Below are 23,008 nucleotides of genomic sequence, written 5' to 3'. Positions count from 1 at the left end.
GCGCCGGGCCCCGAGCAGGCCCTCATCATCGTCTCCGGGGTGCTCGAGGCGCTCGCGTACTCGCACCAGCACGGCATCGTGCACCGTGACATCAAGCCCGCCAACGTGATCATCACGGACACCGGCGCGGTCAAGGTCATGGACTTCGGCATCGCCCGCGCCCTGCACGGCGCGCAGTCGACCATGACACAGACCGGCATGGTCATGGGCACGCCCCAGTACCTCTCCCCGGAGCAGGCCCTCGGCAAGGCCGTCGACCACCGCTCCGACCTGTACGCGACCGGCTGCCTCCTCTACGAGCTGCTCGCGCTGCGGCCCCCCTTCACCGGTGAGACGCCGCTCTCCGTCGTCTACCAGCACGTCCAGGACATGCCGGTGCCGCCGTCCGAGGTCTCGGACGCGACGCCGCCGGAGCTGGACGGCCTCGTCATGCGCTCCCTCGCCAAGGACCCGGACGACCGGTTCCAGACGGCCGAGGAGATGCGCGGGCTCGTCCAGTACGGCCTGCAGATGCTGTACGAGCAGGGCGGCCACACCGGCACCTGGAACACGGGCCCGGTCGACATGCACGAGGGCGGCAACACCCCGGCGATGGGCATGGGCATGGCCGGCACCACCGCGCTGCCGCACCCCGGCGACACCGGCACGGCCGCGCAGCCGATGCTGCGCCCGCCGGGCCGTGACGACGGCGGCTTCGACGGCCACGGGAACGGGGGCGGTGGCGGCCGCGGCAAGATGTGGATCGTCGCCGTGCTGGCCGTGATCGCCGTCGCGGTGGGCGTCGCCTTCGCGCTCAACGCGGGCGACGACGGGACCAAGAAGCAGAACGACAAGCAGTCGCCGTCGGTCTCGCAGTCCGAGGAGTCGCAGGAGCCGAGCGACGACGCCACCGACGAGACGGACACCGGTGGTCAGACGGAGGAGCCGGGCGGCGACACGGGCGGCCAGCCCGACTACACGCCGAGCCAGCAGCCGTCGCAGCAGCCGACGACCCCGTCCACGCAGCCGACGGAGCCGACGGGCGAGCCGACCGGCGAGCCGACGGACCAGCCGACGGAGCCCACGGACGAGCCGACCGAGCCCACGGAGGGGCCGACGGACCCGACGACCGATCCGACGGGTGACACGGCCGGCACCGACACGGGTGGCGTCGACGGAGGCGTCGACAGCGACGTCTGATCCGCGCCGGGCTCAGGCCCGGCGTCGCGCGGATCCGCCCCGCAGTTCGTGCACGGTGACGAACTGCGGGTCGACGCGCAGGTACACCGCGTCGTAGGGCTCGCCGTCCGCGGAGTGCGGGGCGGCCCCGAAGCGTTCCAGCTCGGCCGGGGTCGGCTCGGCCCGCGCGCAGGTGCCGACGCACTGCACGGACCACTGCCCCTCGTCCTCCGGGCGCTCGGCGCCCAGGTTGTCCGCCCCGTAGGCGACGACGCTGCCGACACAGGCCAGGTGGTAGCCGTAGCCCCGGTGCATGCGCAGCAGCAGCCCGCCGTCGGAGACGACGTGCCGGGCGGCCGCCAGGAAGGGCAGCGCGCGCATGCTGGTGGCGACTCGGCCGTAGTCCACGCGGGCGAGCAGCTCGAAGCCGCGATCGTGCTCGGGCTGGGGATCGGAGGGCATGTCCCCACTGTGCGCCGCCGCGCGGGTACGGAAGAAGAGGACGTTGCCCCGTGGACCACGGGACCAAAGTCCTGGTTTCTCCCGCTATGAGGAAGGGGAAGGGCGAGCCCAGCCTGATCCGGACGGGGGTCTCAGCGCTTCTCCGCCTGCATCCGGGCGACGAACGCGGCCGCCTGCGAGCGGCGCTCCATCCCCAGCTTCGACAGCAGGCTCGACACATAGTTCTTGATCGTCTTCTCGGCGAGGTGCAGCTGCTCGCCGATCGCCCGGTTCGTCATGCCCTCACCGATCAGGTCGAGGATCCGGCGCTCCTGGTCGGTCAGGCCCGCCAGCCGGTCGTCGGCCTTGGCGCGGCCGCCGTCCCGCAGCCGCTCCAGCACCCGCGCGGTGGCCACGGGGTCGAGCAGGGACTTGCCGGCGGCGACATCGCGCACGGCCGACAGCAGCTCGTTGCCCCTGATCGCCTTCAGGACGTAGCCGGAGGCGCCCGCCATGATCGCGTCGAAGAGGGCCTCGTCGTCCGCGTACGAGGTCAGCATGAGGCACTTGATGGAGTCGTCCCGGGAGCGGAGCTCGCGGCACACCTCGACGCCGCTGCCGTCCGGCAGGCGCACGTCCAGGACCGCGACGTCGGGCCGCGTGGCCGGGATCCGCACCAGCGCGTCGGCGGCCGTACCGGCCTCTCCGACGACCTCGATGTCGTCCTCCACCGACAGCATCTCGTGGACCCCGCGCCGGACCACTTCATGGTCGTCGAGGAGAAATACGCGAATTTTTCCGTCTTCGTGCACGACGTCAGTCTTACACGCAAGCCCTTCCCGCGCCCCAGGTGACCGGGATAACGTGCCGGTGTTCCGGCCCCCTGCCAGGCTGTGACCAGTGACCGGCCGCACGGCTGTGACCTGCGACGCTTCGTCTCCGGCGCGATTACTAGGATTTCCGAGCATCGAATTACTTGGAAATCCAAGCAAAAACGCAGGTCAGATGGGGTTTCGCAGATGTGCGGCGCACTGGGTAACGTGCTGGGTGAAGGGTCTGCCGGGACGCAGGATCTGTTTCGTTCTTTCTAGTCACGCCTGAACCCGGCGCAGCGCACCCACCCCGTGCGTGGACGGATCAGGCGAGCCGAGCCGACTGGCCATCCGGCAATCCCGGGGCCGGACCGACGGAGGAGCACACGTGACCGTAGACAGTGCTGACAGCACTGCCGCTGCGCAAGAGGCACAGCCGCCGCGCAAGCGGGCCGCTGCGAAGAAGTCCGCGAAGAAGTCCACCGGCACGACCGCGGCGAAGGGCCGTCCCGAGCTGGTCCAGCTCATGACGCCCGAGGGCAAGCGGGTCAAGAACGCGGCGTACGACAAGTACGTCACCGACATCACCGACGACGCCCTGCGCGACCTGTACCGCGACATGGTGATGGCCCGCCGCTTCGACGCGGAGGCCGTCACGCTGCAGCGCCAGGGCGAGCTGGGCCTGTGGCCCTCGCTCCTCGGGCAGGAGGCCGCCCAGGTGGGGTCCGGGCGCGCCACCCGCGAGGACGACTACGTCTTCCCGACCTACCGCGAGCACGGCGTCGCCTGGTGCCGCGGGGTCGACCCGACCAAGCTGCTCGGCATGTTCCGCGGGGTGAACAACGGCGGCTGGGACCCGAACAGCAACAACTTCCAGCTCTACACGATCGTCATCGGCTCGCAGGCCCTGCACGCCACCGGCTACGCGATGGGCGTGGCCAAGGACGGCGCCGACTCGGCGGTCGTCGCCTACTTCGGCGACGGCGCCTCCAGCCAGGGCGACGTGGCGGAGGCCTTCACGTTCTCGGCGGTCTACAACGCGCCGGTCGTGTTCTTCTGCCAGAACAACCAGTGGGCCATCTCCGAGCCCACCGAGAAGCAGACCCGCGTGCCGCTCTACCAGCGCGCGCAGGGCTACGGCTTCCCCGGCGTCCGCGTCGACGGCAACGACGTCCTCGCGGTGCTCGCCGTGACCCGCTGGGCCCTGGAGCGGGCGCGCAACGGCGAGGGCCCGACCCTCGTCGAGGCCTTCACCTACCGCATGGGCGCCCACACCACCTCCGACGACCCGACCAAGTACCGGGCCGACGAGGAGCGCGCCTCGTGGGAGGCGAAGGACCCGATCCTGCGCCTGCGCACGTACCTCGAAGCGCAGACCGGCACGGACGAGGGCTTCTTCGCGGAACTCGACGCCGAGGCCGAGGCGTTGGGCAAGCGAGTGCGCGATGCGGTGCGGGCCATGCCGGACCCGGACCACATGGCGATCTTCGAGAACGTGTACGCGGACGGGCACGCGCTCGTCGACGAGGAGCGCGCGCAGTTCGCCGCCTACCAGGCGTCGTTCGCGGAGGAAGGTGCCTGATCATGGCGGTACAGAAGCTTCCGATCGCCAAGGCGATCAACGAGTCGCTGCGCACGGCGCTGGAGAGCGACCCCAAGGTCCTCGTCATGGGCGAGGACGTCGGCAAGCTCGGCGGTGTCTTCCGGGTCACCGACGGGCTGCAGAAGGACTTCGGTGAGGACCGGGTCATCGACACCCCGCTCGCGGAGTCCGGCATCGTCGGCACCGCGATCGGTCTCGCGCTGCGCGGCTACCGGCCCGTGGTGGAGATCCAGTTCGACGGCTTCGTCTTCCCCGCGTACGACCAGATCGTCACGCAGCTCGCCAAGATGCACGCCCGCGCGCTCGGCAAGGTCAAGGTGCCGGTCGTCGTGCGCATCCCGTACGGCGGCGGCATCGGCGCGGTCGAGCACCACAGCGAGTCGCCCGAGGCGCTGTTCGCGCACGTGGCCGGCCTGAAGGTCGTCACGCCGTCGAACTCGTCGGACGCGTACTGGATGCTCCAGCAGGCCATCCAGAGCGACGACCCGGTGATCTTCTTCGAGCCCAAGCGCCGCTACTGGGACAAGGGCGAGGTCGACACCGAGGCCGTCCCCGGCGACCTGCACAAGGCCGTCGTCGCGCGCGAGGGCACGGACGTGACGCTGGTCGCGTACGGGCCGATGGTGAAGGTCTGCCTGGAGGCCGCCGCGGCCGCCCAGGAGGAGGGCAAGTCGATCGAGGTCCTCGACCTGCGCTCGATCTCGCCGGTCGACTTCGACGCCGTGCAGCGGTCGGCGGAGAAGACGCGGCGGGTCGTCGTCGTGCACGAGGCCCCCGTCTTCCTCGGCTCCGGCGCGGAGATCGCCGCCCGGATCACCGAGCGCTGCTTCTACCACCTGGAGGCGCCCGTGCTGCGGGTCGGCGGGTACCACGCGCCGTATCCGCCGGCGCGCCTGGAGGAGGAGTACCTGCCGGGCCTGGACCGGGTGCTCGACGCCGTCGACCGCTCGCTTGCGTACTGAGGAGGGCTGAAGACATGGCACGTGAGTTCAAGATGCCCGACGTGGGCGAGGGCCTGACCGAGGCCGAGATCCTCAAGTGGTACGTCCAGCCCGGTGACACGGTCACCGACGGGCAGGTCGTGTGCGAGGTCGAGACGGCCAAGGCCGCCGTCGAGCTGCCGATCCCCTACGACGGGGTCGTGCGCGAGCTGATCTTCCCCGAGGGCACCACGGTCGACGTCGGCCAGGCGATCATCTCCGTGGACGTCGCGGGCGAGGAGCCCGCCGCCCCCGCGCCGGCCGCCGCCGAGCCGGTGGCCGCGGAGGAGCCCGAGGAGGCCCCGACCGGGCGCCAGCCCGTGCTCGTCGGCTACGGCGTCGCCGAGTCCTCGACCAAGCGCCGCGCCCGCAAGGGCGACACGGCCGCCCCGGCGGCCAACGGGACGGCGGCGCAGGTCGTCGTCGAGCAGCGTCCGCTGGCCAAGCCGCCGGTGCGCAAGCTCGCCAAGGACCTGGGCGTCGACCTGGCCACGGTGATCCCGTCGAACCCGGACGGGATCATCACCCGCGAGGACGTGCACGCCGCGGTCGAGCTGGCCGCGCCCGCTGCCGCGCCCGAGGTCCCGGCCCAGGCGCCCGCGCCGGTCCCGGCCGCCCCGGCCCCGGCGGCGCCGGTCTCGTACGACACGGTCCGCGAGACCCGGATCCCCGTGAAGGGCGTCCGCAAGGCGACCGCCGCGGCGATGGTCGGTTCCGCGTTCACCGCGCCGCACGTCACGGAGTTCGTGACGGTCGACGTGACCCGCACGATGAAGCTCGTCGAGGAGCTCAAGGGCGACAAGGACATGCAGGGGCTGCGGGTCAACCCGCTGCTGCTCATCGCCAAGGCCCTGCTCGTCGCGATCAAGCGGAACCCCGCGGTCAACGCGTCGTGGGACGAGGCCGCCCAGGAGATCGTCCAGAAGCACTACGTGAACCTGGGCATCGCCGCGGCCACCCCGCGCGGTCTGATCGTGCCGAACATCAAGGACGCGCACGCGATGGCCCTGCCGGAGCTGGCGGCGTCCCTCGGTGAGCTGGTGGCGACGGCCCGGGACGGCAAGACGTCCCCGGCGGCCATGCAGGGCGGCACGGTGACGATCACCAACGTGGGCGTCTTCGGCGTCGACACCGGTACGCCGATCCTGAACCCGGGCGAGTCGGCGATCCTCGCCGTCGGGGCGATCAAGCTCCAGCCCTGGGTCCACAAGGGCAAGGTGAAGCCGCGTCAGGTGACGACCCTGGCCCTCTCCTTCGACCACCGGCTGGTGGACGGGGAGCTGGGGTCCAAGGTGCTGGCGGACGTGGCGGCGATTCTGGAGCAGCCGAAGCGCCTCATCACCTGGGGTTAGTCCGTAGCGGCGAGGCCCCGCACCACAGGGTGCGGGGCCTCGCCGTGTGCGGGACCAGGGCCTAGCGCTTGAAGCCGTAGTCCATGAGCTTCTTCGCGTCGGACGTGCGGGCCGTGACCGACGTCGACTTCAGAACCGTGCCGATGACCGTCTTGCCGTTGCGGGTCGCGGCGAAGACCAGGCAGTAGCCGGCCTCCGGGCCCGAGCCCGTCTTGACGCCGATGGTGCCGGTGTACGAGCCGAGCAGGTTGTTCGTGTTCGTCCACGACATGTAGCGGTAGCCGCCGGACTTCGTCGTGACCTTCTGCTTCGTCGACTTGGTCTTCACGACGGAGCGGAACGTGGAGCTCTTCATCGCCGAGGAGGCGATCTTCGTCAGGTCGCGCGGCGTCGAGTAGTTCGAGCCCTGGCCGATCCCGTCGAACGAGTCGAAGTGCGTGTTCCTCAGGCCGAGGCTCGTCGCGGTCTTGTTCATCTTGCCGATGAAGGACTTCACGCGGGCCGCGCGCGTGGTGCCCGAGCCGAACTTGTCCGCGAGCGCGTAGGCGGCGTCGCAGCCCGAAGGCAGCATCAGCCCGTACAGGAGCTGGCGGACGGTCACCTTGTCGCCGACGATCAGGCGGGCGGACGAGGCGTTGTTCCTGACGATGTAGTCGCTGTACGCCTTCTGGATCGTGACCTTGGCGTCCAGGTTCAGGTTCGGCTGGGACAGCACCACCTTCGCGGTCATGATCTTGGTGGTCGAGCCGGTGGACCGGCGGGTGTCCGCGGCCTTGGTGAACAGGCTCGCGCCCGTCCCGTTGTTCATCACATAGCCGCCGGCCGCGGCGATGGTCGGTTTGGCCGGTGCGGTGGCGGCCTGTGCGGAGGTGGTCAGCGCTCCGCTCGTGAGCACGGTTCCGGCGACGAGAACAGCGATGCCCGAAGTGCGAATTTTCAAGATGGACGCTCCAAATGCCCCTAAAGCGCGGCCCATTGGGTGGATCGCGCACGTAAGAGACTTCTGGGACGCGTCCAGGGTTGTACGGCCCGGTACACGAGATCGGGTGATCCCCGTTCCGCATGGTGGACGTCCCCTGTGTTGCGTACGTGTTGTATCTATGATGTGCGCATGCCCGCGACCTCGACCCCTGCCCCGGCCTCGCCCCCGACCCCGACCGTCACCGAGAAGCGGCCCCCCGCCGCGGAGCGCGTGTACGACCACGTGAAGCGCGGCGTGCTCGAACGCCGCTACGAAGGCGGCACCCTGCTCACCGAGGGCGAACTCGCCGAGGCCGTCGGCGTCTCCCGCACGCCCGTGCGCGAGGCGCTGCTCAAGCTGGAGGTCGAGGGGCTGCTCAAGCTGTACCCGAAGAAGGGCGCGCTGGTCCTGCCGGTGTCCGCGCAGGAGATCGCGGACGTCGTCGAGACCCGGCTGCTCGTCGAGGAGCACGCGGTGCGCAAGGCCGTGCCCGCCCCGCCCCGGCTCCTCGACCGGCTCGCCGAGCTGCTGGAGAGGCAGCAGGCGCAGGCCGCCGCCGGACAGTTCGTGGACGCCGCCACCACCGACCGCTGCTTCCACGCCGAGATCGTGCGCAGCGCGGGCAACGAGATCCTGTCCCGCCTCTACGACCAGCTGCGCGACCGGCAGCTGCGGATGGGCGTCGCCGTCATGCACTCCCACCCCGACCGGATCGCCAAGACGCTGGCCGAGCACGGCGAGATCCTCGACGCGCTGCGCGCCGGGGACGAGGAGGCGGCCGTCGCCGTCGTCCGCCGGCACGTGGGCTGGTTCCAGAACCTGGCGCGGGGTGACGTGCGATGAGCTCCGCCTCCTCCTCGTCCGACTCCGCGCTGCGGCTGCCCGGCGATCCGCCCGGCGGCCGGCGCGCGGTCGCCGTGTGGTGCATCGGCGTCTCCGTCTACTTCGTCGCCGTCATCTTCCGCACCTCGCTGGGCGTCGCCGGACTCGACGCCGTCGAGCGCTTCGACATCAACGCCTCGGCGCTGTCCACGTTCTCGATCCTCCAGCTGCTCGTGTACGCGGGCATGCAGATACCCGTCGGCCTGATGGTCGACCGGCTCGGCACCAAGAAGGTGCTGACCATCGGCGTCGTCCTGTTCACCCTCGGCCAGCTCGGCTTCGCGTTCTCCTCCTCGTACGGGACGGCGCTCGTGTCGCGGGCGCTGCTCGGGTGCGGGGACGCCATGACGTTCATCAGCGTGCTGCGGCTCGGCACACGGTGGTTCCCGGCGCGGCGGGGGCCGCTCGTCGCGCAGCTCGCGGGCCTCGTCGGCATGGCCGGCAACCTCGTCTCCACGCTCGTCATCGCGCGGCTGCTGCACGGCATCGGCTGGGAGGCCGCGTTCGCCGGGTCCGCCGTCGCGGGCGTCGTCGTCCTCGTGCTGATGCTGCTCTTCCTCAAGGACCACCCCGAGGGGTACGCGGCCCCGCCGCTGCCCGCCTCGCACAAGGGGGCCGCGTACGTGCGGGCGCAGATCTCGGCGGCCTGGCGCGAGCCCGGGACCCGGCTCGGACTCTGGGTCCACTTCACGACCCAGTTCCCGGCGATGGTGTTCCTGCTGCTGTGGGGGCTGCCGTTCCTCGTCGAGGCGCAGGGGCTCTCGCGCGGCACGGCGGGGGAGCTGCTGACCCTCGTGGTCCTCTCCAACATGACCGTCGGACTCGTCTACGGGCAGGTCGTCGCCCGCCACCACTCGGCGCGGCTGCCGCTGGCGCTCGGGACGGTCGCCGCGACGGCCGTGCTGTGGGCCCTGCCCGTCGTGTGGCCCGGGCAGGCGCCGATGTGGCTGCTCGTCGTGATGTGCGTGGTGCTCGGGGCCTGTGGACCCGCGTCGATGATCGGGTTCGACTTCGCGCGGCCGGCGAACCCGCCGGAGCGGCAGGGGACCGCGTCCGGGATCGTGAACATGGGGGGCTTCGTCGCCTCCATGACCACGCTGCTGGCGGTCGGCGTGCTGCTCGACGCGACCGGGGACGACTACCGGATCGCCTTCTCGGCGGTGTTCGTGCTCCAGGCGTTCGGGGTGGGGCAGATCCTGCGTCTGCGCAAGCGGGCCGCCCGCGCGGAGCGGGAACGGGTCGTCGCGTCCCGGGTGACCTCGGTGCACGTGCCGGCGTGACGGTCGCGGGACCGGGGGCGGATCCGATCCCGCCGCAATCCTGTTGACCGTCCCGGGCCCCGGGTGCTGGAGTGCCGCGCGTGGAAAGCATCCCCGCCAACCGGCGGCTCTGGAACCGGATCAGCGGCGACTATCAGGACAGGCACGACGCGCGGATCGGCGCCGCGCCCCGGCTGTGGGGCATGTACTCCGTCCCCGACGCGCACCTGAACGCCCTGGGTGACGTCACCGGCAAGCGGGTCCTCGAACTCGGCTGCGGCGCCGGGCAGTGGTCGAGGGCGCTCGCCGCCGAGGGCGCCCAGGTCGTCGGGATCGACCTTTCCGAGGCCCAACTCGACGCGGCCGCCTCGGCGATGGGCGCGGACCGCTATCCCCTGGTGCAGGGCGCCGCCGAACAGCTCCCCTTCGCCGACGGCAGCTTCGACCTCGTGTTCTGCGACTTCGGCGGGCTGAGCTGGGCGCCCCCGCACCTGGCCGTCCCGCAGGCCGCACGCGTGCTGCGCCGGGGCGGACGCCTGGTGTTCAACGTGGCCAGCCCCTGGTTCGAGGCCTGTTACGACGAGGCCGCGAGCCGCGTCACCACGACGCTGCAGAAGGACTACTTCGGGCTGAGCGGCATCGCGGAAGGCGACGGCGCGACCAGCTATCAGCTCACCTACGGCGACTGGGTCAGGGTCCTGCGCGGCGCGGGTCTCGTCATCGACGACCTCATCGAGCCCCGGCCCGACCGCGGGACGACCAACGGCTACAACGAGACCGACCCGCCCGACTGGGCCCACCGCTGGCCGGCGGAGCTCCTCTGGGTGACGCGTAGACCGAGCACTACGGAGTGACGGCGAACGACGCCAGGATCGCCTCGACCAAGGACGCGTCGCCCTCCGTCTTGAGGGCGTCGCGGGCCGCCTCCGGGGTCGTGCGGCCGCAGGCGAGGCGGACGTAGGTCTCCCAGTCCAGGGCGATCGTCGCGGCGGGGCCGAGCGAGGGGGCGCCGTCGATCGTGCCCTTGCCCTCCGCGTCCACCCGCACCGTGCGCAGGAACTCGACGGGCCCGTGCACGTCGAAGACCACCGCCGAGTTCGCCGGCGCGCCCGCGTCCTTGGCGACGACCTTCGGCAGGATCGCGAGCAGCATGTCCCGGGTGACGTGCGCCCCGGGCGAGTCGAGATTGCCGGGCGTGCCCAGGGCGCGGCGCAGGTCCTGCTCGTGGACCCAGATGTCGAACGCCCGCCGCCGCATCGCGTACTCGAGCGTCTCCTCGACCCCGCGCGGCCCGCGCACGATCGTGCCGGGCTCCCGCGACTCGTTCCGCAGCTGCCGCGAGCGGCGGATGATCGTGTACTCCAGCTCCGAGACCATCTCCGGCGCCGTGTGGTGCCGGCGGACGTCCACCTGGATCTCCTGGTACCGCTGGCCCTCCGTCTGCACGTGGTAGAGGTCGCGGGGCAGCGTGTGGATCGGTCGCGGGTCGCCGAGCATCTCGCAGTCCACGCCGATGACGTGCGACACGATGTCCCGTACCGACCAGCCGGGGCAGGGCGTCGCCCGGTTCCACTCACCCTCCGCGAGCGGCGTGACCAACTCGGATATCGCTTCCACGGAGTGGGTCCAGGCATCGGCGTAGGACTGAAGGCTGGGGTGGAGACTCACGGAAGGGGACCCCTCGAGCGGTTGGTACGCGGGCGTATGGCTGGGCGGCGGCGGACGCTGTCGGTGCGGGTTCTGGGGGTCCGGGGGAATCCCCCGGACTGGCACAGTACGCTGCCCGAAGGCACCCCGGCAGCGCTTTCGTACGACGATCGTAGGCCGGTGTTGACGGCTCGAATGCCAGGACGGTGGTAGTGTGCGCGCCTCCCTCATCCAGATCGCGGTAAACGAGGACGAATCGGTCAACTCGCGGCGGGAGCGAGTGAGTTCCCTGGTCCGCGACCAGGCAGGTTCGGCCGATCTCGTCGTCCTTCCCGAGCTGTGGACGACCGGAGCCTTCGCCTACGAGCTGTTCGCCGCCGAGGCCGAACCGCTGGAGGGCCCCACCTTCGACGCCATGTCGAAGGCAGCCGCGGACGCGGGCGTCTGGCTGCACGCCGGCTCGATCCCCGAGCGCGACCCGGACGGTCCGCTCTACAACACCGCGCTGGTCTTCGCCCCCGACGGCACCCTCGCCGCCGCCTACCGCAAGATCCACCGCTTCGGCTTCGACAAGGGCGAGGCAGTCCTCATGAGCCCGGGCGACGAGCTGGTCACCGTACGGCTCCCGGAGACCGTGCTCGGCGTGACCACCTGCTACGACCTGCGCTTCCCCGAGCTGTACCGGGGCCTGGTCGACCGCGGCGCCGAGACCCTCGTCGTCTCCGCCGGCTGGCCCGAGCGCCGCCGCGCCCACTGGACCCTGCTCGCCCAGGCACGCGCCGTCGAGAACCAGGCGTACGTCCTGGCCTGCGGCAGCGCCGGCACCCACGCGGGCGTCGAACAGGCGGGCCACAGCATCGTCGTCGACCCCTGGGGCGAGATCCTTGCCGAGGCGGGCGCCGGCGAGGAGGTGCTGCGCGTGGAGCTCGACCCCGCGAAGGTCGGCGCCACCCGCGAGCAGTTCCCGGCCCTCAAGGACCGCCTCCTCGGCCTGGACGCCCCGCGCCGCCCCTGACCCCCCCGGAGCACGCTCAGTCGAGGTCGCCGCGTTCCTTCTCCGCGAGATGGATCACGCACACGGCGACCGCTACGAGCAGCGCCGGATCGGCGTCCTCCCGCACCACGTTCACCCCGTACGTGTCCCGCACGCGCAGCCAGCGCCGCGAGATGTCCGCGAGCAGTTCGCCGTCGTACTCCACGGCGAACTCGCGGTCCAGGATCTTGCCGCTGACGTCGAGCTCGGTGCCGTCGACCAGCTCGACCCGGTAGTGGTTGCGCAGCAGAGACAGGCGTTTGCGGCGGATCTTCGCGAGCGGTTCGCCGTCGCGCTCGATCACCATCGTGTCCCGCAGCGCGAGCATCTTCTGGCGGATGTCGATCAGGACGCGTCCGTCGGGCCCCTTGAGCTCGAACGTGTCGCGCAGCCGCATCGCCTTTCCGTCGACGAGGAACGCCTTGCGGCCCTGCTCGTCCTCGATCCAGTAGTCCTCGCCGACGGCGAAGAGCCGTTCCCGAACTTCGTAGCGCATACGCCCCAGCCTGCCCGCGCGCGGGCGGCCCGACCCCCGGGAGTGACCCGAACGGCCCAGCCCCGCGCGCGCCGCACCCGCCCCCGCCGGTCTCCTTGACCCATGACCAGGGACGACGAACTCTCCGCGCTGCGCGCTCGGGTCGCCGAGCTGGAGGCGGCCGCCGGACGGCCCGCACGGCGGCGGGCCGGCCGGACGAAATCCACGTTCGCCGTCGTCCTGATCGTGCTCGCCGCCCTGCTCACCCCGCTCGGCGCCGTCGCCGTCTGGTCCGACGCGCTGATCGGCGACACCGACCGGTACGTCGACACGATGGCGCCGCTCGCCGAGGACCCCGACGTGCAGAACGCCGTCGCGGACCGGGTCACCACCGCCGTCATGAGCCGCATCGAGATCGCCGACCTGCTGGAGAACGTCGCCCCCGACGACCGGCCCGCGCTGGAGAAGGCGCTCGGCGCCGCGAGCGGGCCGATCACCGACGGGCTCACCTCGTTCGTGCACACCGTCGCCGACCGGTTCGTCACCAGCCCCGCCTTCGCCACCGTGTGGAAACAGCTCAACCGCACCGCCCACACCGCCGTCGACAAGGCGCTCACCGGCAGCGGCGGCGACGCCGTCAAGGTCGAGAACGGCATGGTCACCCTCGACCTCGCCCCCGTCGTCGAACAGGTCAAGAACGGCCTCGTCGACCGCGGGCTCGACGTCGCCGGGAAGATCCCCGAGATCCACACCGAGATCACCGTCATGGAGTCCACCGGCGGCCTCGCCAAGGCCCGCAAGGGCTTCCGGCTCCTCCAGCTCCTCTCCTGGGTGCTCCCGCTGCTCGTCCTCCTCCTGGCCGCCGCCGGTGTCCTGCTCGCCCGGCGCCGCCGCCGGGCCCTCGTCACCGCCGCCCTCGGCATCGCGGCCGGCGCGCTGGTGCTCGGGCTCGCCCTGTGGCTCGGCCGCGCCTACTACCTCGACGCCCTGCCCTCCAGCGTCTCCCGCCCCGCGGCGGAGTCCGTCTTCGACACCCTCGTCCGCTTCCTGCGCAGCGGCGTCCGCATGATCGCCGCCCTCGGCATCGTCATCGCCCTGGCCGCCTGGCTCAGCGGCCCCGGGCGCTGGGCGCGGGCCACCCGCGACGCCTGGTGCGGCGCGATCGGCTCGGTCCGCCGGTCCGTCACGGCCGGCACCTTCGGCCCGGTCGGGCCCTGGGTGCACCGCATGCGGACCTGGCTGAACTGGACCGTGGCGGCCGTCGCCGCCGCCGTCCTCATCGCCTGGAACTACCCGACCGGCGCGGTCGTCGCCTGGATCGCGTTCGTCGCCCTGTGCGCCCTCGCGATCATCGAGTTCCTCGACGTCCCGGAATTCCAGGACGCGGCCTCGCCCGCGTCCCTCCCGCCCGAGGGCCTCGCGCCGTAGACGCCGTGGACGCCATGGCCCGTCACGCCTCCCCGAGGGCCTTTACGCCGTAATCGCGGCAGACGCCTCCACAGGCGCCGCCCCGAACCGTCTCCGGTACGCCGAAGGGCTCAGCCCCGTCGCCCGCTTCAGGTGCGCCCGCAGGTTCGCCGCGCTCCCCAGACCGCTGTCCCGCGCCACCACGTCGAGCCGCAGCTCGCCCCGCTCGATCAGCCGGCAGGCCAGCGCGATCCGCTCCCCGAGCAGCCAGGCCAGCGGCGTCGTGCCCAGCTCGGCCCGGAAGCGGCGGTGCAGCGTCGCCGGACTCACCCCGGCGCGGGCCGCGAGCCCGGCCACGGTCAGGGGCTCGCCGAGCCGCTCCTGCGCCCAGACCAGCAGCGGCGCGAGCGAGGCGTCCGGCACCTGCGGCACCGGGCGCTCCACGAACTGGCGCTGCCCGCCGTCCCGGTGCGCGGCGAACACGAGCCGCCGCGACACCGCGTTCGCGATCTCCGCACCGTGGTCGCGGCGCACCAGGTGCAGCCCGAGATCGAGCGCGGAGGCGCTGCCGGACGCGGTCAGGATGTCCCCGTCGTCGACGAACAGCACGTCGGGTTCGAGCCGCACCCCGGGGAAGCGGCGGCGGAACGCGTCCGCCCACATCCAGTGACAGGCCGCCCGCCGCCCGTCCAGGAGCCCCGCCTCCGCGAGCGTGAACGCCCCGCTGCAGAACCCGACGAGCCGGGCCCCGCGCGCGTGCGCGGCCCGCAGCGCGTCCAGCACCTCGGCCCGCCGGGGCACCTCGGTGTCCGGCCGGTTCGGCACGATCACCGTGTCGGCGCTCTCCGTGGCCGACAGGTCGGCGACCCCGCTCAGCGTGAAGAACCCGTCCCGCATCACCGTGTCCGGCCGCGCCGCGCACAGCGCGAACGAGTAGAGGGCGCGCCCCAGTTCGGGCCGGCGCAGCCCGAACACCTCGATCGCGCACGCCAGCTCGAAGGGGTTGGAGCCCTCGTCGACGAGCGCGACCACCCGGTGCACACGGTCCGATTCAGAGTCCTGCGAGGATCCTTGCGGCATACGAGATTTCTAGCACTCACACCCGGTCCCGCGCCGCCCGCACGCTGGACACCATGAACCCCGTCACGCATCCCGCACTCCCGGAACCCGTCTCGCTCCCGCAGGCCCTGACCACCTTCGACGCCCTGTGGAGCCCGCGCATCGTCACGCGGGTCAACGACTACGACGTCCGGCTGGCCAAGGCGGAGGGCGAGCACGTGTGGCACGTCCACGAGCACACCGACGAGTTCTTCCTCGTCGTCGAGGGCGAACTGACCATCGCCCTGCGCGAGGACACCGGCGAACGCGCCGTCGTCCTGCCCCGCGGCTCCGTCTTCACCGTCCCCCGCGGCACCTGGCACAAGCCCCACGCCGCCCCCGGCACCGCGCTCCTCGTCCTGGAACCCACCGGCACCTCCTCGACGGGCGACGCCCACGACCCCGTACCGGCCCACGTGGACTCGACGACGGGGCACCCTGTCCAGGTGTGACCGGCTTCCGCGCAGGTGGCAAGCTTGAAGCATGAACGATGCCGCCCCGGTGCCCAGCCCCGTCCCCGCCCGCCGTGCCCGAGTCCGCGCCCCTGAACTGGTCGGCGCGGGCGGCTGGCTCAACACCGGCGGCAAGGAGATCACCCTCGCCGACCTGCGCGGCAAGATCGTGATCGCCGACTTCTGGACCTTCTGCTGCGTGAACTGCCTGCACGTGCTCGATGAGCTGCGGGAGCTGGAGGAGAAGCACCGGGACACGCTCGTGATCGTCGGTGTGCACTCGCCGAAGTTCGTGCACGAGGCCGAGCACGCGGCGGTCGTCGACGCGGTCGAGCGGTACGGCGTGGAGCACCCGGTGCTCGACGACCCGGAGCTCGTGACCTGGAAGCAGTACGCGGTGCGGGCCTGGCCGACGCTCGTGGTGATCGACCCCGAGGGGTACGTCGTCGCGCAGCACGCCGGTGAGGGGCACGCGCACGCGATCGAGAAGCTGGTCGAGGAGCTGGAGGCCGAGCACGAGGCGAAGGGCACGCTGCGGCGCGGCGACGGGCCGTACGTGCCGCCGGAGCCGGTCGCCGGCGACCTGCGCTTCCCGGGCAAGGCGCTCGTGCTGCCGTCGGGGAACTTCCTGGTGTCGGACACGACCCGGCACCAGCTGGTCGAGCTGGCGGCGGACGGCGAGACCGTCGTGCGGCGGATCGGGGACGGGGAGCGCGGCTTCGGGCCCGAGTCGTTCAACGAGCCGCAGGGGCTGGCGCTGCTCGACGAGCGGACCGTGGTCGTCGCCGACACCGTGAACCACGCGCTGCGCGCCGTCGACCTCGACAGCGGGGCCGTGACGACCCTCGCGGGCACCGGGAAGCAGTGGTGGCAGGGCTCGCCCACCAGCGGGCCCGCGCTGGAAGTGGACCTGTCCTCGCCGTGGGACGTCGCCGTGTTCGGCGGGCGGGTGTGGATGGCCATGGCCGGCGTGCACCAGCTGTGGACGTACGACCCCGTGGCGCGCGTCGTCGCGGTCGCGGCCGGGACGACGAACGAGGGGCTCGTCGACGGCCCCGGCGACGAGGCCTGGTTCGCGCAGCCCTCGGGGCTCGCCGCGACCGAGGACCGGCTGTGGGTCGCCGACTCCGAGACCAGCGCGCTGCGCTGGGTGGACCCGGAGGGACATGTGCACACCGCGGTCGGCACCGGCCTGTTCGACTTCGGGCACCGGGACGGGGACGCGGGGCAGGCGCTGCTCCAGCACCCGCTGGGCGTCACCGCGCTGCCCGACGGCTCGGTGGCGGTGGCGGACACGTACAACCACGCGCTGCGCCGCTACGACCCGGCGACCCGCCAGGTCAGCACGCTGGCGACGGATCTGCGGGAGCCGAGCGACGCGGTCCTCGTCGGCGACGACATCGTGGTCGTGGAGTCGGCGCGGCACCGGCTGACCCGGCTCCGGCTGCCCGAGGAGGCGGTGAGGGTGGACGCGATCGCGCACCACACGCAGCGCGCCGCGACCGAGATCGCGGGCGGAAAGCTGCGGCTCGACGTCATCTTCCAGGCGCCGGCCGGGCAGAAGCTCGACACCCGGTACGGGCCCTCGACCCGGCTGCTCGTCTCCTCGACGCCGCCGGAGCTGCTCGTCGCGGGCGACGGAGCGGGCACCGAGCTGGGCCGTGAGCTGGTCCTGAACCCGGAGATCGAGGAAGGCGTGCTGCACGTGTCGGCGATGGCCGCGTCCTGCGACGACGACCCGGCCAACGAGTACCCGGCCTGTCACGTCCACCAGCAGGACTGGGGTGTGCCGGTCCGCGTGGCCGAGGGCGGGGCGGACCGGCTGCCGCTGGTGCTCGCGGGGCTGGACGAGCAGACCGCGCGGGGCTGACGGGGGTCCGGCCCCGTGCGGCGTCGGTGGTCCTGCGCGGTCAGTTGCCGAACGGCTTGACCGTGTTCCAGGAGTAGACCTCGATGCCGTCGTCCATCTTGCCCGCGTACTCGACCTCGCCGGGCGTCTGGATCGTCTCGGTCTCGGCCTCGTCGGGGTTGTTCATCTGCAGGGACAGGCGGATCGACGTGAAGTAGTCGTCCTCGGCCTTGACGTCCTGGGTGACGGCGATCGCCGAGTAGATCCGGCCGCCGGGCTGGACGACCAGCGGCTGCGCGGGCTGCTCGTCGTCCTTGGCCTGCGGGACGTCGCCGTTGGCCTTGCCCGGGGTGACGACCGGGAACTTCTGCACGGTGCAGGCGCTCGCGGAGCGGTTCTCGGCGGTGATCAGCAGGTGGTCGCCCTGCTGCTCGGGGTTGCGGCGCTCCAGCTTGTAGGTGAGGAAGCCGACCTTGCACTCGGGCGTCTTCTTCGCGGCCGTGCCCGAGCCCCCCGTGCTCGAGCCGGTCTTCGAGGAGCCGGCCTGCGCGGCGTCGCCGCCCGAGGCCTGCGCCGCGTCGCCGCCGGTGCCCGAACCCGCGTCCGCGCCCTGGTCCTTCGAGGCGTCCGAGCCGGCCGAGGAGCTCGACGCGGTGTTCTGCGCGGCGCCCTCGTCCTTGGTGCCGGTGTCGCCGTTGCAGGCGGTCAGCGAGAAGCTCAGGGCGGCGGCCGCGGCGGCGAGGACGACGTTGCGGGCGATGGTGCGGGTCATGGTGGGACTCCCCCGTGTGCGGTGGGGCCGCCTGGTCCGGTCGGCCCCTTGTGACCACCACTCTGCCGGGGGCCGTCGCCGTCCGGTCGTTCCTCCGCTATCGCTCCGTCGCCGTTTCGCTTCCGATCCGTTCGAGCTGCGCCTTCGCCTTCCGGATACCGTCCTCGAAGCCCCGCTTCACCGCTTCGTCATGGGCTTCACGGAGGCAGTCGAGAGCTTCCGCTTCGCGGCCCAGGGCGTGCAGCGCGGCGCCGCGCGCGATGCGCAGCAGGATCTGGCGCAGCGGGGCGAGACCCTCGGCGGAGGCGCCCGGCAGGGTCAGCCCGCGCTCGGTGCAGTCGAGCACCGCGGCGTGGTCGCCGGTGGCCAGGAGCTGGCGGGAGCGGTGCTCCAGGGCGAGCAGTTCGGTGAGGATGTCGTCGGTGGCGCGGGCCAGCTCGGCGGCCCGTACGACGTGGGCGAGGGACGCGGTGCTCGGCCCGCCGTCCCGGTCGAGGGCGACGGCCAGGTTGACCAGCGCGGTGGCCTCGCTGGAGGTGTCACCGGCGCGGGCCGCGAGCTCCGGGGCGCGCTCCAGCTGCTCGATCGCCTGCGTGAGCCGGCCTTCCTCGGTGAGCACCCAGCCGTACAGGGCGCGGACCCGGGACTCGGCGTCCGGGTCGTCGAGCCGCTGCGCGGCGGCGAGCCCCTGCTCCATGAGCGGCACCCAGTCGTCGCGGACGTAGCCGACGACGTACGGCCACTGCAGGACGGCGAGCCGCCAGGCGCGGTCGTCGTGGCCCGCGGCGTGCGCGGCGACGGCGGCGGCGACGAGGTTCTCGCGCTCCACGGCGTACCAGGCCAGGCCGGCGGCCCGGTCGGTCAGGGCCGGGCGGCCGAGGTCGGGCCGGATGTCGGCGGGCAGGACGCAGCAGGGCCGGTCGTCGGGCTCGGTGACGGACGCGGCGAGGAGCGCGGTGCGCACGTAGTGGTCGAGGAGCCGGACCAGGGCCTCGTCGGTGGCCTCGGTGTCGTCGGCGCGGGCCAGGCCGCGCGCGTAGAGGCGTACGAGGTCGTGCATCAGGTACCGGCCGGGCGTCGGCTCGGTGATCAGGTGGGCGCCGGCGAGGCGGTCCAGGGCGGCGGCGGCCTCCTGGGAGCGGCCGGTGAGGGCGGCGGCCGCGTACCGGTCGAGGTCGGGTCCGGGCAGCACGCCGAGCCGGTGGAACAGCAGCCGGGCGTCCTCGGGCAGGGTGCGCAGGGTGAGCCGGAGCGCGGCGGCGACGCCGGTGTCGTCGACGTCGAGGAGGGCCAGGCGGCGCTGCTCGTCGGCGAGTTCGTCGGCGAGGCCGGACAGCGGCCACTCGGGGCGGGCGTTGACGCGGGCGGCGACGACGCGCAGGGCGAGCGGCAGTCCGGCGCAGAGTTCGGTGAGGCGGGCGGCGGCCTCCGGTTCGGCGGCGAGCCGGCCGGCGGCGCCGGTCGCGGCGGCGAGCAGCGCGGCGGACCCGGCGGGGTCGAGGACGCCGAGGGCGACGGTGCGGGCCAGCTCGCTGACGGCGAGCCCGTCCAGGCGCAGCCGCGAGGTGACCACGGCGGCGCTGCCGGGACCGGCCGGGAGCAGCGGGCGGACCTGGGCCGCGGTGCGCGCGTTGTCGAGGACGACGAGGTGCCGGTGGCGCTCGGTACGGGTGCGGTACGCGGCGGCGAGCGCGCCCGGCGTCTCGGGCAGGTCCCGGGCGGGCACGCCGAGGGCGATGAGGAACTCGCGGAGCACGTCGGCGGTCTCGGGGGCGCTGTCGCCGCTGCCGTCGTCGTCGCTGAAGCCGCGCAGGTCGGCGAAGAGGACGCCGTCGTAGCGGTCGCGGACGGTGTGCGCCCAGTGCAGCGCGGCGGCGGTCTTGCCGACGCCGGCGGGTCCGGTGAGCACGGTGACGGCGTGCTCGGGCCCGGACGCGGCGTCGAGCGCGGCGAGTTCGCGGTCGCGGCCGACGAAGCCGCGGGGCGGCCGGGGCAGCAGGTCGGGCCCGTCCGGGGCGGTGGCGCGGACCGGTTGGGGGGCCGGGGCCTCGGGCGCTGTCGGCGGTCCGGGCTTGGCGGGCGGGGCGCCGGGGCCGTCGCCGGCGAGGATCTCCGCGTAGGCCTCGCGCAGTGCGGGGCCCGGGTCGACGCCGAGCTCGTCGGCGAGCAGGGTGCGGGTGCGGTGGTACTGGTCGATGGCGTCGGACTGCCGGCCCGCCCGGTACAGGGACCGCATCAGCGCGGCGGCGAGCGACTCCCGCATGGGGTGCGCGACGGCCTCGGCGTGCAGCAGGGCGGCGGCCCGCGCGTGGTCGCCGAACTCGCTGTAGGTGCGGGCCAGTTGCTCGACCGCCGAGATCCGGGCCTGCTCAAGCCCGTCGGCGGCCACGCGCAGCGGGCCGCCGGTCGCGACGCCGACCAGCGCGGGCCCGCGCCACAGCGAGAGCGCCTCGCGCAGCAGGGCGGCCGCGTCGTCGGGGGAGCGCTGCTCGTGCGCGAGCCGGACCAGCTCGTCGAAGCGGTGCGCGTCGAGCAGCGACTCGGGCATTTCCAGGACGTACGCGTCGCCGCGCGTGACGAGCCGCACGCCCCACTCGTCGGCGCCGCCCTGCGCGAGCAGCGCCCGCAGCCGGGACACATGGCCCTGGGTGACCGTGCGGGCCCGCGCGGGCGGGCCCTCGGGCCACAGCGCGTCGATCAGCTGGTCGAGCGGGACCGCCGTGTTGGGGCGGAGCAGGAGCGCGGCGAGGAGGCTGCGCCGCTTGGCCGGTCCGAGGGGGAGTTCACCGGTCTCGGTGGCTACGCCGACGGTGCCGAGCAGCCGGAACTCCACGTGTGCGCTCCCCTTGGGACGGGCCTTGGTGCGGCCCCGATGTTGTCGTACTCCAGAGTACGGGGCGGGGTGGCGCCGTTGACTTCCTGGTCCGTTGCCGCGTTCCGGCCGGTGGGGGTTGCTCGCGCAGTTCCCCGCGCTCCTGAGACGCACACCCTTCGGGTGGCATCTCCCGGATCCGCGGGACCGGTCAGAGCCGGCGGTCGCGGTCGTCTTCTATGACGGTGGTCTGGGTGGGGGTCAGGCCCCTGCGGCGGCCGATGCTGCGGAACACGAAGACGCCGATCAGCCCGACGATCATGAGGATCCAGCCGACCAGGTGGAGGTCGACGCCCTTCATGTGCCAGTCGGTCGCGAACGCGAGGATCGCCCCGAGGGCCACGAGGATGATGCAACCGCCCAAGCTCATGAGAACCGCCTTCCTGAGAGGTGCGCGGACATGCGTGAGGGGCCCGGGTACCCCGGACCCCTCCGCTCTCACACTCCGCGGGACTCAGCCCTCCAGGAACGCCACCAGAGCGTTCGCGAGGAGGAACGGGTCGTCGGCGCCGCACAGTTCGCGCACGCTGTGCATCGACAGGATCGCCGCGCCGATGTCGACGGTCTTGATGCCGTGCCGGGCCGCGGTGATCGGGCCGATCGTGGTGCCGCACGGCATCGCGTTATTGGACACGAACGACTGGAACGGCACGCCGGCCTTCTCGCAGGCCGCCGCGAACACGGCGCGGCCGCTGCCGTCGGTGGCGTAGCGGTTGTTGACGTTCACCTTGAGGATCGGGCCGCCGTTGGCGCGCGGGTGGTGCGTCGGGTCGTGCCGCTCGGCGTAGTTGGGGTGCACGGCGTGACCGGTGTCCGAGGACAGGCAGATCGTGCCGGCGAAGGCCCGCGCCTTGTCCTCGTACGAGCCGCCGCGGGCGAAGACCGAACGCTCCAGGACGCCGCCGAGCAGCGGGCCGTCGGCGCCGGTGTCGGACTGCGAGCCGTTCTCCTCGTGGTCGAACGCGGCGAGCACCGGGATGTACGGCAGGTCGTCCTGCTTGCTGACCTCGGTGAGCGCGGCCGTGCAGGCGTGCACGGACAGCAGGTTGTCCATGCGCGGGCCGGCGAGCAGCTCGCGGTCGCGGCCCAGGTAGGCGGGGGCCTCGACGGCGTACGTCATGAGGTCCCAGCCGGTGATGGAGCCGCGCTCCAGGCCGTTCTCCTCCTCCAGGAAGGCGAGCAGGTCGCCCTCGTGGACGTCGTCGCCCAGGCCCCAGATGGGCTGCATGTGGCGCTGCTTGTCGAGCTTGAGGCCCTCGGGGGTGACCGAGCGGTCGAGGTGGACGGCGAGCTGCGGGACGCGCAGCAGGGGGCGGTCCACGTTGAGGAGGCGCTCGGTGCCGTCGCGCAGGGAGATCCGGCCGGCCAGGCCCAGGTCGCGGTCGAGCCAGGAGTTGAGCAGGGGGCCGCCGTAGATCTCGACGGCGACCTGGCGCCAGCCCTGAGTGCCCATGTCCGGCTGGGGCTTGACCCGCAGGTTCGGGGAGTCGGTGTGCGCGCCGACGATCCGGAACGGGGTGTGGGGGGCGGCGCCCTCCGGGACGTACCAGGCGATGATCGCGCCGCCGCGGACGACGAACCGGCCGCCCGTCGTGCCGTCCCAGGCGTCGGTCTCGGCGACCTGCTGGAACCCGGCCTTCTCCAGCCGTGCCGCGGCGTTCGCCACCGCGTGGTACGGGGTGGGGCTCGCGGCGAGGTAGGTCATCAGGTCGTCGGTGTGCCCACGATCGAAGGGGCCGGAGGGTGTGCGCATGCCGTCAGGGTAGGCCCTGGCCCACCCATGCCGCCCACCCGTCTGCCGGGCGCCCTTGTCCTGCGGGTGCGGGTGGGTGGGGGCTGGTCGCGCAGTTCCCCGCGCCCCTGAAATGCAGACCCTTCGGGTCGCATTTCCCCGACGGGTGACCGCCCGATGGATCGGTCGCGATATAACAACACACAGACCCCCAGACATAGCG

21 protein-coding genes are annotated in these 23,008 nt (G+C 72.7%); 11 read left to right on the top strand and 10 right to left on the bottom strand.

Going from position 1 to position 23,008, the window contains the following annotated elements; translation table 11 throughout:
* Positions 1-1,179: protein kinase (locus tag ACFW9D_RS29600; RefSeq protein WP_384626848.1), on the top strand; the 1,179-nt coding region annotated here is incomplete at its 5' end.
* Between the two features lie 12 nt (positions 1,180-1,191).
* On the opposite strand, the gene ACFW9D_RS29595 is transcribed toward ACFW9D_RS29600, so the two are convergent.
* Together ACFW9D_RS29595 and ACFW9D_RS29590 are read right to left on the bottom strand one after the other, a co-directional pair.
* On the bottom strand, positions 1,192-1,620 hold the full coding sequence (locus tag ACFW9D_RS29595) for a pyridoxamine 5'-phosphate oxidase family protein (protein ID WP_384626845.1): 429 nt from the start codon (positions 1,618-1,620) through the stop codon (positions 1,192-1,194).
* 131 nt (positions 1,621-1,751) lie between these two features.
* Positions 1,752-2,411 carry a response regulator gene (locus ACFW9D_RS29590; RefSeq protein ID WP_384626842.1) on the bottom strand — a complete coding sequence of 220 codons (660 nt, stop codon included), beginning with the start codon at positions 2,409-2,411 and terminating at the stop codon, positions 1,752-1,754.
* 388 nt (positions 2,412-2,799) lie between these two features.
* Between ACFW9D_RS29590 and pdhA the strand changes: the two genes are divergently transcribed.
* The 3 genes from pdhA to ACFW9D_RS29575 are packed head-to-tail and all read left to right on the top strand — an operon-like array spanning position 2,800 to position 6,346.
* Positions 2,800-3,993 (top strand): pyruvate dehydrogenase (acetyl-transferring) E1 component subunit alpha, encoded by a 1,194-nt coding sequence (pdhA, locus tag ACFW9D_RS29585; RefSeq protein WP_384626840.1) that lies wholly within the window; start codon positions 2,800-2,802, stop codon positions 3,991-3,993.
* A gap of 2 nt (positions 3,994-3,995) precedes the next feature.
* Positions 3,996-4,976 carry an alpha-ketoacid dehydrogenase subunit beta gene (locus tag ACFW9D_RS29580; protein ID WP_188338027.1) on the top strand — a complete coding sequence of 327 codons (981 nt, stop codon included), beginning with the start codon at positions 3,996-3,998 and terminating at the stop codon, positions 4,974-4,976.
* 14 nt (positions 4,977-4,990) lie between these two features.
* Positions 4,991-6,346 (top strand): dihydrolipoamide acetyltransferase family protein, encoded by a 1,356-nt coding sequence (locus ACFW9D_RS29575; protein ID WP_384626837.1) that lies wholly within the window; start codon positions 4,991-4,993, stop codon positions 6,344-6,346.
* Between the two features lie 61 nt (positions 6,347-6,407).
* On the opposite strand, the gene ACFW9D_RS29570 is transcribed toward ACFW9D_RS29575, so the two are convergent.
* Positions 6,408-7,322, bottom strand: coding sequence for a D-alanyl-D-alanine carboxypeptidase family protein (locus tag ACFW9D_RS29570; protein WP_384626835.1), 915 nt, complete (start codon positions 7,320-7,322; stop codon positions 6,408-6,410).
* A gap of 135 nt (positions 7,323-7,457) precedes the next feature.
* Here ACFW9D_RS29570 and ACFW9D_RS29565 point away from each other — a divergent pair, with 135 nt between their 5' ends.
* From ACFW9D_RS29565 to ACFW9D_RS29555, 3 genes are all read left to right on the top strand, one after another.
* Complete coding sequence (locus ACFW9D_RS29565; protein WP_384626832.1) at positions 7,458-8,150, top strand: GntR family transcriptional regulator; 693 nt, start codon at positions 7,458-7,460, stop codon at positions 8,148-8,150.
* A complete protein-coding gene (locus ACFW9D_RS29560; protein WP_384626829.1) occupies positions 8,147-9,469 on the top strand; it encodes a nitrate/nitrite transporter in 1,323 nt (440 codons plus the stop codon). The genes ACFW9D_RS29565 and ACFW9D_RS29560 overlap by 4 nt, the downstream gene beginning before the upstream one ends.
* Positions 9,470-9,549: 80 nt before the next feature.
* A complete protein-coding gene (locus ACFW9D_RS29555; RefSeq protein ID WP_384626826.1) occupies positions 9,550-10,302 on the top strand; it encodes a class I SAM-dependent methyltransferase in 753 nt (250 codons plus the stop codon).
* Here the strand turns inward: ACFW9D_RS29555 and ACFW9D_RS29550 are convergent.
* On the bottom strand, positions 10,292-11,116 hold the full coding sequence (locus ACFW9D_RS29550; protein ID WP_188338032.1) for a maleylpyruvate isomerase family mycothiol-dependent enzyme: 825 nt from the start codon (positions 11,114-11,116) through the stop codon (positions 10,292-10,294). The two genes, ACFW9D_RS29555 and ACFW9D_RS29550, sit on opposite strands and share 11 nt — an antisense overlap.
* Before the next feature lie 193 nt (positions 11,117-11,309).
* Here ACFW9D_RS29550 and ACFW9D_RS29545 point away from each other — a divergent pair, with 193 nt between their 5' ends.
* A complete protein-coding gene (locus ACFW9D_RS29545; protein ID WP_384626823.1) occupies positions 11,310-12,110 on the top strand; it encodes a carbon-nitrogen family hydrolase in 801 nt (266 codons plus the stop codon).
* Between the two features lie 16 nt (positions 12,111-12,126).
* Here the strand turns inward: ACFW9D_RS29545 and ACFW9D_RS29540 are convergent, their stop codons facing one another.
* Positions 12,127-12,624: an LURP-one-related/scramblase family protein gene (locus ACFW9D_RS29540; protein ID WP_188338034.1), complete on the bottom strand. Its 498-nt coding sequence runs from the start codon at positions 12,622-12,624 to the stop codon at positions 12,127-12,129.
* 102 nt (positions 12,625-12,726) lie between these two features.
* Between ACFW9D_RS29540 and ACFW9D_RS29535 the strand changes: the two genes are divergently transcribed.
* The gene (locus ACFW9D_RS29535) at positions 12,727-14,031 is read left to right on the top strand and encodes a hypothetical protein (protein WP_188338035.1); all 1,305 of its coding nucleotides are present in this window, start codon (positions 12,727-12,729) and stop codon (positions 14,029-14,031) included.
* A gap of 42 nt (positions 14,032-14,073) precedes the next feature.
* On the opposite strand, the gene ACFW9D_RS29530 is transcribed toward ACFW9D_RS29535, so the two are convergent.
* On the bottom strand, positions 14,074-15,090 hold the full coding sequence (locus ACFW9D_RS29530) for a GlxA family transcriptional regulator (RefSeq protein WP_384626820.1): 1,017 nt from the start codon (positions 15,088-15,090) through the stop codon (positions 14,074-14,076).
* A 53-nt stretch (positions 15,091-15,143) separates the two neighbouring features.
* Here ACFW9D_RS29530 and ACFW9D_RS29525 point away from each other — a divergent pair, with 53 nt between their 5' ends.
* Complete coding sequence (locus tag ACFW9D_RS29525; protein WP_384626817.1) at positions 15,144-15,560, top strand: cupin domain-containing protein; 417 nt, start codon at positions 15,144-15,146, stop codon at positions 15,558-15,560.
* A 31-nt stretch (positions 15,561-15,591) separates the two neighbouring features.
* Positions 15,592-17,430, top strand: coding sequence for an NHL domain-containing thioredoxin family protein (locus tag ACFW9D_RS29520; protein WP_384626813.1), 1,839 nt, complete (start codon positions 15,592-15,594; stop codon positions 17,428-17,430).
* A gap of 40 nt (positions 17,431-17,470) precedes the next feature.
* Here ACFW9D_RS29520 and ACFW9D_RS29515 read toward each other — a convergent pair whose 3' ends face one another.
* The 4 genes from ACFW9D_RS29515 to ACFW9D_RS29500 all read right to left on the bottom strand — a co-directional run bounded on the left by ACFW9D_RS29515 (position 17,471) and on the right by ACFW9D_RS29500 (position 22,806).
* Positions 17,471-18,181, bottom strand: coding sequence for a DUF4232 domain-containing protein (locus ACFW9D_RS29515; RefSeq protein WP_384626810.1), 711 nt, complete (start codon positions 18,179-18,181; stop codon positions 17,471-17,473).
* A gap of 97 nt (positions 18,182-18,278) precedes the next feature.
* A complete protein-coding gene (locus ACFW9D_RS29510) occupies positions 18,279-21,014 on the bottom strand; it encodes a BTAD domain-containing putative transcriptional regulator (protein WP_384626808.1) in 2,736 nt (911 codons plus the stop codon).
* A 190-nt stretch (positions 21,015-21,204) separates the two neighbouring features.
* Entirely contained in the window at positions 21,205-21,423 is a 219-nt protein-coding gene (locus tag ACFW9D_RS29505) for a DUF6458 family protein (protein WP_384626805.1), read from the bottom strand.
* 84 nt (positions 21,424-21,507) lie between these two features.
* Positions 21,508-22,806 (bottom strand): M18 family aminopeptidase, encoded by a 1,299-nt coding sequence (locus tag ACFW9D_RS29500; protein ID WP_384626802.1) that lies wholly within the window; start codon positions 22,804-22,806, stop codon positions 21,508-21,510.
* Positions 22,807-23,008: the final 202 nt, after the last annotated feature.

Source organism: Streptomyces sp. NPDC059524, assembly GCF_042749255.1.
GTDB classification, from domain to species: domain Bacteria; phylum Actinomycetota; class Actinomycetes; order Streptomycetales; family Streptomycetaceae; genus Streptomyces; species Streptomyces xanthii.
Note: the sequence above shows the minus strand (reverse complement) of the source record. Positions and strands in the feature narration are given on the sequence as shown.